This is a genomic window from Pantoea sp. 1B4, assembly GCF_016925765.1.
GTDB classification, from domain to species: domain Bacteria; phylum Pseudomonadota; class Gammaproteobacteria; order Enterobacterales; family Enterobacteriaceae; genus Pantoea; species Pantoea agglomerans.
The window spans coordinates 521146-534232 of record NZ_JAEUWZ010000001.1; the positions used below are offsets into that span (position 1 = coordinate 521146).

9 protein-coding genes and 3 pseudogenes are annotated in these 13087 nt (G+C 55.0%); 11 read left to right on the forward strand and 1 reads right to left on the reverse strand.

The annotated features are described in order from the left end of the window. The first annotated feature begins 47 nt into the window (after positions 1 to 47). From dnaJ to nhaR, 3 genes and pseudogenes are all read left to right on the forward strand, one after another. Positions 48 to 1194: pseudogene (dnaJ, locus tag JNO11_RS02425) on the forward strand (molecular chaperone DnaJ). Between the two features lie 803 nt (positions 1195 to 1997). Continuing rightward, on the forward strand, positions 1998 to 3176 hold the full coding sequence (gene nhaA, locus JNO11_RS02430; protein WP_010253702.1) for a Na+/H+ antiporter NhaA: 1179 nt from the start codon (positions 1998 to 2000) through the stop codon (positions 3174 to 3176). Between the two features lie 30 nt (positions 3177 to 3206). Beyond that, positions 3207 to 4117, forward strand: a pseudogene (nhaR, locus tag JNO11_RS02435) (transcriptional activator NhaR). A 39-nt stretch (positions 4118 to 4156) separates the two neighbouring features. Here nhaR and rpsT read toward each other — a convergent pair. Continuing rightward, positions 4157 to 4420, reverse strand: a complete 264-nt coding sequence (rpsT, locus tag JNO11_RS02440; protein WP_008925553.1) for a 30S ribosomal protein S20 — start codon at positions 4418 to 4420, stop codon at positions 4157 to 4159. A 306-nt stretch (positions 4421 to 4726) separates the two neighbouring features. Here rpsT and ribF point away from each other — a divergent pair, with 306 nt between their 5' ends. The 8 genes and pseudogenes from ribF (at position 4727) to carA (ending at position 13076) form a co-directional block, all read left to right on the forward strand. Further along, a complete protein-coding gene (gene ribF, locus JNO11_RS02445) occupies positions 4727 to 5656 on the forward strand; it encodes a bifunctional riboflavin kinase/FAD synthetase (protein WP_010253714.1) in 930 nt (309 codons plus the stop codon). A 29-nt stretch (positions 5657 to 5685) separates the two neighbouring features. After that, positions 5686 to 8503: pseudogene (gene ileS / locus JNO11_RS02450) on the forward strand (isoleucine--tRNA ligase). Next, positions 8503 to 9009 (forward strand): signal peptidase II, encoded by a 507-nt coding sequence (gene lspA / locus JNO11_RS02455; RefSeq protein WP_010253719.1) that lies wholly within the window; start codon positions 8503 to 8505, stop codon positions 9007 to 9009. Before ileS ends, lspA begins: the two are co-directional and overlap by 1 nt. Before the next feature lie 3 nt (positions 9010 to 9012). Beyond that, positions 9013 to 9483, forward strand: a complete 471-nt coding sequence (fkpB, locus tag JNO11_RS02460) for an FKBP-type peptidyl-prolyl cis-trans isomerase (RefSeq protein WP_325176899.1) — start codon at positions 9013 to 9015, stop codon at positions 9481 to 9483. Beyond that, the gene (gene ispH / locus JNO11_RS02465; protein WP_010253724.1) at positions 9464 to 10417 is read left to right on the forward strand and encodes a 4-hydroxy-3-methylbut-2-enyl diphosphate reductase; all 954 of its coding nucleotides are present in this window, start codon (positions 9464 to 9466) and stop codon (positions 10415 to 10417) included. Before fkpB ends, ispH begins: the two co-directional genes overlap by 20 nt. Before the next feature lie 225 nt (positions 10418 to 10642). Further along, the gene (dapB, locus tag JNO11_RS02470; protein ID WP_010253726.1) at positions 10643 to 11458 is read left to right on the forward strand and encodes a 4-hydroxy-tetrahydrodipicolinate reductase; all 816 of its coding nucleotides are present in this window, start codon (positions 10643 to 10645) and stop codon (positions 11456 to 11458) included. A 173-nt stretch (positions 11459 to 11631) separates the two neighbouring features. Continuing rightward, positions 11632 to 11865: a hypothetical protein gene (locus JNO11_RS02475; protein ID WP_325176900.1), complete on the forward strand. Its 234-nt coding sequence runs from the start codon at positions 11632 to 11634 to the stop codon at positions 11863 to 11865. A gap of 62 nt (positions 11866 to 11927) precedes the next feature. After that, positions 11928 to 13076 carry a glutamine-hydrolyzing carbamoyl-phosphate synthase small subunit gene (gene carA / locus JNO11_RS02480; protein ID WP_033756525.1) on the forward strand — a complete coding sequence of 383 codons (1149 nt, stop codon included), beginning with the start codon at positions 11928 to 11930 and terminating at the stop codon, positions 13074 to 13076. Positions 13077 to 13087 lie beyond the last annotated feature (11 nt).

Here is a 13087-nt window from a genome sequence, read left to right on the forward strand (position 1 = left end):
AGGAGATCTCTCCACGCCCGTGCGATCATGTTAAGGGCTAAATAAACATGGCGAAGAGTGATTACTACGAGATTTTAGGCGTCGCCAAATCCGCGGACGAGCGTGAAATCAAAAAAGGCTTACAAACGCCTGGCAATGAAATTTCACCCGGACCGTAATCCCGGTGACAAAGAAGCCGAAGCCAAATTCAAAGAGGTCAAGGAAGCGTACGAAATCCTGACCGATGCGCAGAAGCGTGCGGCCTACGATCAATATGGTCATGCAGCCTTTGAACAGGGCGGTATGGGTGGCGGTGGATACGGCGGCGGCGGCTTTGGTGGCGGCGGCGCAGACTTCAGCGATATCTTTGGCGACGTGTTCGGTGACATCTTTGGTGGTGGACGCCGTCAGCGCGCCTCCCGTGGCGCCGATTTACGCTACAACATGGAGCTGTCGCTGGAAGAAGCGGTACGCGGCGTGACCAAAGAGATCCGCATTCCAACGCTGGAAGAGTGTGACGTCTGCCACGGCAGCGGCGCGAAAGCGGGAACGCAGCCACAAACCTGTTCAACCTGTCACGGTGCAGGCCAGGTGCAGATGCGCCAGGGCTTCTTCACCGTTCAGCAGGCCTGTCCGACCTGTCATGGTCGCGGCTCGGTGATTAAAGATCCGTGCAACGCCTGTCATGGTCATGGCCGCGTTGAGAAGTCGAAAACGCTGTCAGTGAAAATCCCGGCAGGGGTCGACACCGGCGATCGCATTCGTCTGAGCGGCGAAGGCGAAGCGGGCGAGCAGGGCGCACCAGCAGGCGATCTCTACGTTCAGGTCTCGGTGAAGAAACACCCGATCTTCGAGCGTGAAGAGAACAATCTCTACTGTGAAGTGCCGATCAACTTTGCGATGGCAGCGCTGGGCGGTGAGATTGAAGTACCGACCCTGGATGGTCGCGTGAAGCTGAAAGTGCCGTCAGAAACTCAGACCGGCAAGCTGTTCCGCATGCGCGGACGTGGCGTGAAATCTGTGCGTGGCGGCGCGGTCGGCGATCTGCTGTGTCGTGTCGTGGTGGAAACACCGGTCAGCCTGAATGAGAAACAGAAAGCGCTGTTGCGTGAACTGGAAGAGAGTTTTGGCGGCCCGAGCGGCGAGCATAACAGCCCACGCTCAAAGAGCTTTTTCGACGGCGTGAAAAAATTCTTTGATGATCTGACTCGTTAAGTCTGCCTGATAAAAAGTGGAGCCCCGGCTCTGATGCTGAGCAGCTAAGATTAGATTTGTAAAGGCTGTCACGGTCAAACGTGGCAGCTTTTTTTTGGGCGAGCGAGCCGCAGTGCGGGCCAGCGCACCTCTGCTGCTGCCGGGCCGTCCTCGCGCCGCTCACGCGGTACCTTCGGCTTTGACGTCGTGCCGACGAACCGTTCGGGGATCGGCCCTCCCTGGCCGGTCCCGAACTGTCCACGCTTCCCGGCGTGGACTTCTGGCCCACCGTCACGCCTCAGCGCTGTGGATAGCCCTTTCAGCAGCAGAGGCGCTCAGGCCTCCATTCTCGTGCCCTTTTTAACAATACACACTGAAGTTTCAGAGCAGGCTGATGCCGGGCAGGGGCAGGCAATCCGCAGCGCTGAACAGAATGAGTCTGCCAGGAGAGCCCGCAGGACGCGGGCGAAAGGCGGGGCGGCACAGGATGTGCCATCCCCGGCGGTCCGTCAGGCAGAGGAATGAAGTGAAGGAACCGCGAAGCGGCGCGAGGACCGCCAGCCCCTGCCCGGCACCAGACTGCGTTATCACCTGTCGCTTAACTGACCAGCATTAGAGCCCCGGCTCCGCTTTTTTTACTTTAAATCCCCTGCCTGTGATGGCTGCATTATCTCTCCCTCACCGCAGCACTCATAAAAATGTCGACGTTTACTGCTATTACTGCTCGGCGAAACCGAGCATATAGCGCGGTATAAGCTGCTTTTAACGAACTATATGAATCGTTACACTGTTTAACATTCTGTCTCTGCTCAGGAAGATGAACGTTGAACAAGCCGCGCAAATTAAAAAATCTGCTAAAAAGTTTTATTGAAAGTGATGCCAGCAATGGCGTGATGTTGATTGTGGCGGCGGTCGCGGCGATGATCCTCGCCAATACGGCCGCTACCGCCCAGGGTTACCAGGCGTTGCTGAATGAACCGGTACAAATCCGCTTCGGGGCGCTGGATATCAGCAAAAATTTGCTGTTGTGGATCAACGATGCGCTGATGGCACTTTTCTTTCTGGTTATTGGCCTGGAAGTTAAGCGTGAGTTGATGGTCGGCGAACTTGCCAGCCGTGACAAGGCGATATTCCCGGTCATCGCGGCAATAGGCGGCATGGCGTTACCCGCTCTGATCTTCCTGCTTTTCAACCATGGTGATGAGATTGCACGTAACGGCTGGGCCATTCCCACCGCAACCGATATCGCTTTTGCGCTGGGTGTGCTGGCCCTTCTGGGCAGCCGTGTTCCCGTTGCGCTGAAAGTCTTTTTGATGGCACTGGCGATTATTGATGACCTGGGTGCCATTGTGATTATCGCTCTGTTCTATACCAGTGATCTCTCAGTACTCTCCCTGTGCGTGGCTGCTGGCGCAATTGTCGTGCTGGCACTCCTGAACCGCTTTAACGTCCGTAGAATCTCAGTCTACATACTGGTGGGTATCGTACTCTGGACCGCCGTGCTGAAGTCGGGCGTCCACGCAACCCTGGCTGGCGTCATTGTGGGCTTTTTCGTGCCTCTGGAGAAGAAAGAGGGGCACTCTCCAGCGGAACATCTGGCGCATGGTCTGATGCCGTGGGTGAACTGGATGATTCTGCCGCTGTTTGCCTTTGCTAATGCCGGTATCTCACTTGCTGGCATTACGCTGAGTGATGTCCTCTCGCCTGAACCGTCAGGTATCATCTTCGGCCTGTTAATCGGTAAGCCATTAGGCATTACGCTCTTCTGCTGGCTGGCGGTAAAACTGCGGCTGGCAGTATTACCCAACGGCACAACCATACGCGATATTATGGCGATTGGTGTGCTGTGCGGAATTGGCTTCACTATGTCAATTTTTATCAGTTCGCTGGCCTTTGATGCCGCGCATGAACAGCTGGTGACCTTTTCTAAACTGGGCATTCTGACCGGCTCTCTGCTTTCAGCCGTCATCGGCTATACGCTGCTGCGAATTAAACTGCGCTAATGGAGAGGAGGCGAAAGCCTCCTTTTTTCTATGAATCAGCTCAATTTCAATCATCTCTACTACTTCTGGCACGCCTGCCGTGCGGGATCAATTACGGCAGCAGCAGAGGCACTCTCCCTGACGCCACAGACCATTACCGGGCAGATTAAGGCACTGGAGGAGCGCCTGCAGGGCAAGCTGTTCCGGCGTCAGGGGCGGGGCCTGGTACCGACGGGAGCTGGGGCAGCTGGTTTTTCGCTATGCTGACCGCATGTTTATGCTGAGTCAGGAGATGCTGGATATTGTGAATTACCGCAAAGAGTCCCATCTGCTGCTGGATGTTGGCGTGGCAGATGCGCTCTCAAAGCAGCTGGTCAGCAAGGTGCTGGAGACGGCGGTGGTCGCAGAAGAGAAAATTCATCTGCGATGTTTTGAATCGACCCACGAAATGCTGCTGGAGCAGCTCAGTCAGCATAAGCTGGATATGATTATCTCTGACTGCTCCATCGACCCCACCCAACAGGAAGGGCTATTTTCGGTGAAGCTGGGGGGAATGCCCGATCAGCTTCTGGTCAACCCAGCCGCTCAGCGATCTCTCTTTTCCGGTCTGCCTGGAGACGCGCCCCCTGCTGATTCCGGGGCGCCGCTCCATGCTGGGGCGCAAAATCCTCAACTGGATCAGCACCCAGGGGCTGCAGGTGGAGATTCTGGGTGAGTTTGATGATGCGGCACTGATGACGGCGTTTGGTGCGCGACAGAATGCGATTTTTGTCGCGCCTTTGCTGGAGATGGGTCAACGTGAGGAAATATATGAAGTCGGGCGGCTCGACGCGGTGTCAGAGGAGTATCACATACTCTTCGCGGAGCGGATGATTCAGCATCCGGCGGTGCAGCGACTCTGTCACGCAGACTTCAGCGAACTCTTTCCCCGCCAGGGTACAGACGAAAAAAAACCGGCGTAAGCGCCGGCTTTTTTTAACAAAGCGATTAACAACAGGCGATTAAGCCAGTTTGTTGATCTGTGCAGTCAGGTTAGACTTATAACGTGCAGCTTTGTTCTTGTGGATCAGACCTTTAGCAGCCTGACGGTCCACGAGTGGTTGCATTTCATTGAATGCGTTCTGCGCAGCAGCTTTGTCGCCTGAAGCGATCGCCGCGTATACTTTCTTAACGAAGGTACGCATCATAGAGCGGCGGCTAGCGTTATGCTTACGGCGTTTCTCAGATGTTACGGCGCGTTTCTTAGCTGATTTGATATTAGCCAAGGTACAACTCCCAAATGTGTTCTATAGAGACAAATCAAAGGCCGAGGACTATGCCCTTCTAACCTGATTTTGTCAATGGATTTGTGCAAATAAGCGTCGCCCTGAGAGCGGCACTCGGTTACGTATTTGATGGCGCAGGATTCTACCAGCTTCCCCTCGCTGAATACAGTATTTCGCGACAAAATTCTTAACATGCGCTTCTGCAACAGGAAATGCAGCGCCTAAAGCATGAAAGGCGTGCTGACGGGTTAACCTGAGTCGCTTTCAAGGGTATAATCCGCCGATTTCCACCGGTTTGGGCCAGCCATGAAGTTTATCCGCGGTATTCATAATCTTAACGAGCAGCATCGCGGCTGCGTTCTGACCATTGGTAATTTCGATGGCGTGCACCGTGGGCATCAGGCGCTGATGTCGCGGCTGTGTGAAGAGGGACGTAAGCGTAATCTGCCGGTGGTGGTCATGGTTTTTGAGCCACAGCCGCTGGAGCTGTTTGCCGGTGACAAAGCGCCGGCTCGTCTGACGCGTCTGCGTGAAAAACTGCGATACATGGCGGAAGCCGGCGTCGATAAAGTGTTGTGCGTGCGGTTCGACCGTCGCTTTGCGGCCTTGTCCGCCCAGCGTTTTATCAGTGACCTGTTAGTCGAAAAGCTGGACGTAAAGTACCTTGCGGTAGGCGATGATTTCCGCTTCGGCGCTGGTCGCCAGGGTGATTTCCTGTTATTACAGAAAGCCGGTGCGGAGTACGGCTTTGAGGTCGTAAGCACCGAAACCTTCTGTGATGGCGGTAAGCGAATCAGCAGTACTGCCGTGCGTCAGGCGCTGGCCGTGGATGATTTAGCGCTGGCGCAGTCGCTGCTTGGTCACCCTTTCACTATTTCCGGCCGCGTTGTGCACGGTGATGCACTGGGACGCACGCTAGGTTTCCCCACGGCGAACCTCCCTTTACGCCGCAGCGTCTCGCCGGTGAAAGGGGTTTATGCGGTAGAGGTACGGGGTCTGACGCCCGAGCCACTGCCAGGTGTCGCCAATATCGGCACCCGTCCGACCGTAAAAGGTTTACGCCAGCAGCTTGAAGTTCACCTGCTCGACATCAATATGGATCTCTATGGTCGTCACATTGATGTGGTGCTGAAACAGAAAATACGAAACGAGCAGCGCTTTGCCTCACTGGAGGCGTTGAAAGAACAAATTGCGAACGATGTGGTAACGGCCCGGCAGTTCTTTGGGCTGCTTTAACCTGAGCGAAAAACGGAATCGAGAATCTGATGAGTGACTATAAATCTACCCTGAATTTGCCGGAAACGGGATTCCCGATGCGTGGCGATCTGGCCAAACGCGAACCGGGAATGTTGCAACGCTGGTATGCCGACAATCTGTACGGCATCATCCGCGAAGCCAAAAAAAGGGAAAAAAACCTTTATCCTGCATGATGGCCCTCCGTATGCGAACGGCAGCATTCATATTGGTCACTCCGTTAACAAGATTCTGAAAGACATTATCGTTAAGTCGAAAGGCATGGCGGGTTATGACTCGCCGTATGTGCCGGGCTGGGACTGTCACGGTCTGCCAATCGAACACAAAGTTGAGCAGATGATCGGCAAGCCAGGCGAGAAAGTCACCGCTGCTGAATTCCGCGAAGCGTGCCGCAAATATGCCGCAGAACAGGTTGAAGGCCAGAAGGCGGACTTTATCCGTCTGGGCGTGCTGGGCGACTGGGATCGTCCTTACCTGACCATGGATTTCGGTACCGAAGCCAACATCATTCGTGCGCTGAGTAAAATCATCGGCAACGGCCACCTGCACAAAGGCGCGAAGCCCGTGCACTGGTGCCTGGATTGCCGTTCTGCCTTAGCAGAAGCGGAAGTGGAGTATTACGACAAAACGTCACCGTCGATTGATGTGATGTTCAACGCCATCGATGCCGACGCGGTGCGTCAGGCGTTTGGTGTGGCACAGGTTAATGGTCCGATTTCACTGGTGATCTGGACGACGACACCGTGGACGCTGCCGGCTAACCGCGCCATCTCGTTAAACGCGGAATTTGAGTATCAGCTGCTGCAGATCGACGGTCGCGCGCTGATCCTGGCAAAAGATCTGGTCGAGAGCGTGATGAAGCGCGCGGGCGTCAGCGAATGGCAGGTACTGGGCGAATGCAAAGGCGCGGCGCTGGAGCTGCAGAAATTCCAGCATCCGTTCCTGGCGCTTGAGTCGCTGGTGGTGCTGGGCGATCACGTCACCCTGGAAGCGGGTACCGGTGCAGTCCACACGGCACCTGGCCACGGTCCGGATGACTATGTTATCGGGCAGAAATATGGCATCGAAACCGCTAATCCGGTCGGACCGGATGGCCGCTATCTGCCAGGCACCTATCCGACGCTGGATGGGGTCAACGTCTTTAAAGCCAACGACATGATCGTTGAGCTGCTGAAAGAGAAGGGCGCGCTGCTGCACGTTGAGAAACTGCTGCACAGCTACCCGCACTGCTGGCGCCATAAAACGCCGATCATCTTCCGCGCCACGCCGCAATGGTTCATCAGCATGGATCAGAAAGGATTGCGTGCGCAGTCGCTGAAGGAGATCAAAGGCGTGCAGTGGATCCCGGACTGGGGCCAGGCGCGTATCGAATCGATGGTGGCGAACCGCCCTGACTGGTGTATCTCTCGTCAGCGTACCTGGGGCGTACCGATGGCGCTGTTTGTTCATAAAGAGAGCGAAGAGCTGCACCCGGACACGCTGGCACTGATGGAAAAAGTGGCGCAGCGCGTTGAGCAGGAGGGGATTCAGGCCTGGTGGGATCTCGATCCGCGCGAGCTGATGGGCGACGATGCCGATCATTACGTAAAAGTGCCGGATACGCTGGATGTCTGGTTTGACTCCGGTTCAACCAGCTATTCCGTGGTTGATGCGCGTCCGGAATTTAGCGGACATGCGCCTGACCTTTATCTGGAAGGGTCCGATCAGCATCGCGGCTGGTTTATGTCCTCGCTGATGATCTCCACGGCGATGAAGGGCAAAGCGCCTTATCGTCAGGTACTGACGCACGGTTTCACCGTGGATGGTCAGGGCCGCAAGATGTCGAAATCGATCGGTAACACGGTTGCGCCGCAGGATGTGATGAACAAACTGGGCGCCGATATTCTGCGCCTGTGGGTGGCATCAACCGACTACTCGGGCGAAATGGCGGTCTCCGATGAGATCCTTAAACGTTCTGCCGATGCCTATCGCCGCATCCGTAACACCGCGCGTTTCCTGCTGGCTAACCTCAGCGGCTTTAACCCGGCTACCGATCTGGTGAAACCGGAAGAGATGGTGGTGGTGGATCGCTGGGCCGTCGGTCGCGCTCAGGCGGCACAGGCCGATATCGTTGCCTCTTACGAGAACTACGATTTCCACGAAGTGATCCAGCGTCTGATGCAGTTCTGCTCAATTGAGATGGGCAGCTTCTATCTCGACATCATCAAGGATCGTCAGTACACCGCGAAAGGCGATGGCCTGGCGCGTCGCAGCTGCCAGACCGCGCTGTGGCATATCGTCGAAGCGCTGGTACGCTGGATGGCACCGATCATGTCCTTTACGGCGGATGAGATCTGGGGCTACCTGCCAGGCGAACGTGCGCAGTATGTCTTTACCGAAGAGTGGTATCAGGGGCTGTTTGGCCTGGCTGAAGATGAAGCGCTGAATGACGCCTACTGGGCTGAGCTGCTGAAAGTGCGTGGCGAAGTGAACAAGGTGATCGAGCAGGCGCGTGCGGATAAACGTATCGGTGGCGCACTGGAAGCAACGGTAACGCTCTATGCCGATCCGGAGCTGGCGGCTAAACTGCAGGCGCTGGGTAATGAGCTGCGCTTTGTGCTGCTGACCTCTGGCGCACAGGTGGCTGATTACGCCCTGGCGAACGACGAAGCGCAGCAGAGTGAGCTGCTGAAAGGTCTGAAAATCGCGCTGCACAAGGCGGAAGGCGAGAAATGTCAGCGCTGCTGGCATTACACTACCGACGTCGGACAGAATCCTGAGCATGCTGAGGTCTGTGGTCGTTGTTACACTAACGTAGCCGGTGACGGCGAACAGCGTGAATTTGCCTGATGCGTAAACCTATTTTATCAACCGGATTGCGCTGGCTGTGGCTGGTGCTGGTGGTGATTGTTGTCGACTTCGCCAGTAAGCAGTGGGTGATGAACAACATGATGCTGCATGAAACCCAGCCACTGATGCCCTACCTGAACCTGTTCTACGCGCACAACTACGGCGCGGCGTTCAGTTTCCTGGCGGACAAAGGCGGCTGGCAGCGCTGGTTCTTTGCCGGTATTGCGCTGGCTATCGTGATCTCACTGGTCGTGATGATGTATCGTAATCATGCCAGTCAGAAGATCGCTAACATCGCGTATGCCCTGATCATCGGCGGCGCGATAGGCAATCTGTTTGATCGCTCATACCATGGCTTTGTGGTCGATTTTATCGATTTCTATGTCGGTAACTGGCACTTCGCTACATTTAATATCGCTGACTGCGGCATCTGTATCGGTGCTGCATTGGTGGTGCTGGAGGGCTTTTTCAGCCCGAACGGCAAACAGGCTAAACAGAAAGGGTAAGTGATGACTGAGTCCGTACAGCGCGAAAGCGCGGTGTTGGTGCATTTTACGCTGAAGCTGGAAGATGGCTCGACGGCGGAATCGACCCGTGCAAACGGCAAGCCCGCGCTGTTCCGTCTTGGTGATGGCAGCCTCTCTGCGGCACTTGAGCAGGCACTGCTGGGGCTGAAAGCGGGTGAAACTAAACAGTTTACCATGGAACCGGACGACGCCTTTGGCGGCGTCAGCCCTGACCTGATCCAGTATTTCTCGCGTCGGGACTTTATCGATGCGGGTGAGCCGGAAGTGGGAGCCATCATGCTGTTCAGCGGCATGGGCGGCAGTGAAATGCCTGGCGTGATCCGTGAAATCTCTGGTGACTCTATCACTGTGGATTTCAACCATCCGCTGGCAGGTCGTCGTATTCAGTTTGATGTAGAGGTGCTGGAAATCGATCCCGCACTGGAGGCCAACGATGCAAATCCTGTTAGCTAATCCGCGCGGCTTCTGCGCTGGCGTTGATCGTGCCATCAGTATTGTTGAGCGCGCGCTGGAGATGTATGGCGCGCCAATCTATGTCCGTCACGAAGTGGTGCATAACCGTTACGTGGTAAACAGCCTGCGTGAGCGCGGTGCCATCTTCATTGAAGAGATCAGTGAAGTGCCGGATAACGCGATTCTGATCTTCTCTGCGCACGGTGTTTCTCAGGCAGTGCGTGCCGAAGCCAAAGCGCGCAATCTGACTATGCTGTTTGACGCTACCTGTCCGCTGGTGACCAAGGTGCATATGGAAGTGGCTCGCGCCAGCCGTAAAGGCGTTGAGGCAATACTGATTGGTCATGCGGGTCATCCGGAAGTTGAAGGCACCATGGGGCAGTACAACAACCCTAATGGCGGCATGTATCTGGTGGAGTCACCGGAAGATGTCTTCAGACTGACAGTGAAAGACGAAAACAATCTGAGCTTCATGACGCAGACCACGCTCTCTGTGGACGACACCTCTGACATCATTGATGCTCTGCGCCAGCGCTTCCCGGCGATTATCGGGCCGCGTAAAGATGATATCTGCTACGCCACCACCAACCGTCAGGAAGCGGTTCGTACTCTGGCTAAAGATGCGGAAGTGGTGCTGGTGGTGGGGTCGAAGAACTCCTCTAACTCTAACCGTCTGGCTGAGCTGGCTCAGCGTGCCGGTAAGCTGGCGAAGCTGATCGACTCTGCGGATGATATTCAGGAAGAGTGGGTAAAAGGCGTGGCCTGCATTGGCGTTACCGCAGGCGCGTCAGCGCCCGATATTCTGGTGCAGCAGGTGATCCAGCGGCTGCGTGAACTGGGCGGCGAAGCGGCAATTGAGCTGATTGGCCGTGAAGAGAATATTGTCTTCGAAGTTCCCAAAGAGTTACGTGTCGAAGTGCGTAACGTGCAGTAACTCTGCGATATTACTGATAAAAAAGGCCGACTCTGTTCGGCCTTTTTTTGTTTTTTGAATCTGACAAAAAAAGTCGTTATTTGCTGCGGTGATTGCTTTTACTGATAATCACGGGCGGCTGGCATAAAATTCTTATTATCACGGATTAATAGTGGCGTGACTGTTAACTCATCGTTAACCTGATGACGCTTTGGATGCATAGTTTTGTTTTAGGAATGAATAAATATGAACACAATCCGCATTGCTATTGTGGGCGCGCCAGGCCGTATGGGCCGTAATCTGATTCAGGCGACGCAGCAGGCAGAAGGCGCAGAACTGGGTGCGGCACTGGCTCGCCCGGGCTCATCGCTGACCGGCAGCGACGCTGGTGAATTAGCGGGCATCGGAAAAAATGGCATCATCATCGCTGACGATTTACGCGCGGTGATTAACGATTTTGATGTGCTGGTCGACTTCACCCGCCCGGAAGGCACGCTGGAGTATATGGCGATCTGCCGTGAGCAGGGCAAAGCGATGGTGATCGGCACCACCGGTTTTGATGAAGCAGGCAAAGCGGCCATTCGGGCCGCGGCGGAAGATATCCCTATTGTATTCGCCGCTAACTTCAGCGTGGGGGTCAACCTGGTGCTGAAGCTGCTGGAGAAGGCTGCCAAAGTGATGGGGGAGTATGCGGACATTGAGATCGTTGAAGCGCACCACCGCCATAAAGTGGATGCGCCCTCCGGAACCGCGCTGGCGATGGGTGAGGCGATAGCCGATGCGATGCAGTGGAAACTGGATGAGCATGCGGTCTATACGCGTGAGGGCCACACCGGCGAACGCCAGCCGCAGAGCATCGGTTTTGCGACAGTACGCGCGGGTGACATCGTCGGTGAGCATACTGCGATGTTTGCAGATATCGGCGAGCGCGTAGAGATAACCCACAAGGCTTCAAGCCGTATGACCTTTGCAAATGGCGCGGTTAAGTCCGCTTTATGGTTGAAAGATAAGAAATCTGGCCTGTTTGATATGCGGGATGTGCTGGATTTGTCGATGTTGTGAGTGTTGTGAACCATCGTGATGTGGTTGTTTCAATCGATAATCGCTTGATTGAAAAAGGGCAATGTTTTCATTGCCCTTAATTTTATCTGAAATCTGCCTTCCCGATATAAATTTATCTCTGGCTTCTGTTTTTGCCTGTTTTCTTCATTTATTTGCTCTGCCGGATGCTATTTTTGACCATTTGGTCAAAAATAAAGGCCGCGCTGCTTCTGTTTTGCTTTTATGCTGCCTGGCAAACGATTATTCCGCCGAGTTTTCCTCTCTTTTTTGCTGCTTATGCCCGTTATTTTCCTCAGAAGGCAGATAAGGGTGAAAAAATCCCGCCGCAGGGTAGACAATGGCCAGGGCGATCATTAGAATGCGCGCAATTTGCCAAAAATCGACAATTCAGGCGGTTTTTGCATTGATTCAGGCGGCTATTTTGAATTAATATGCAGATATTGTGACTGTTTATTCCCTGGAGGATGTTTTGATTAAGTCAGCGCTCTTGGTTCTGGAAGACGGAACCCAATTCCACGGTCGGGCCATCGGGGCAACAGGGTCGGCAGTGGGAGAAGTCGTTTTCAATACCTCAATGACCGGTTATCAAGAAATCCTCACTGATCCTTCCTATTCCCGCCAAATCGTTACTCTCACTTATCCCCATATCGGTAATGTCGGAACCAATACCGCCGACGAAGAATCCAGCCAGATTCATGCGCAGGGCCTGGTTATCCGTGACCTGCCGCTGATTGCCAGCAACTTCCGTAGTGAAGAGGGCTTATCCGCCTACCTGCAGCGCAACAACATCGTGGCGATTGCCGATATCGATACCCGCAAGCTGACGCGCTTGCTGCGTGAGAAAGGTGCACAAAACGGCTGCATCATTGCGGGCGATAATCCGGATGCCGCGCTGGCGCTGCAAAAAGCTCAGGCGTTCCCGGGACTGAAAGGGATGGATTTGGCGAAAGAGGTCTGCACCACTGAGACCTACAGCTGGCAGCAGGGCAGCTGGACGCTGGAGGGAGGGCTGCCAGAGCAGGCCGACGCTGAATCACTGCCTTACCATGTGGTGGCTTACGATTACGGTGCCAAGCGCAACATTCTGCGGATGCTGGTCGATCGCGGCTGTCGTCTGACCGTCGTTCCGGCACAGACGCCTGCCGAAGAAGTACTGAAGCTTAATCCGGATGGCATCTTCCTCTCCAACGGTCCTGGCGACCCGGAGCCGTGCGACTACGCTATCAGCGCAATTCAGGCCTTCCTGAAAACAGAGATCCCGGTGTTCGGAATCTGTCTGGGTCATCAGCTGCTGGCGCTGGCCAGCGGGGCTAAGACCGTGAAGATGAAGCTGGGCCACCACGGCGGCAACCATCCGGTGAAAGATCTCGATAACAATCGCGTGATGATCACCGCGCAGAACCACGGTTTTGCGGTCGATGAGAACAATCTTCCCGCTAACCTGCGTGTAACTCACATTTCGTTGTTCGATAAAACCGTGCAGGGCATTCACCGCACTGACAAGCCCGCATTCAGCTTCCAGGGACACCCGGAAGCCAGCCCGGGCCCAGGCGATGCTGCGCCGCTGTTTGACCACTTTATTGAATTGATTGACGCATTCCGTCTGCAAGCGAAGTAATCAGGAGCTAA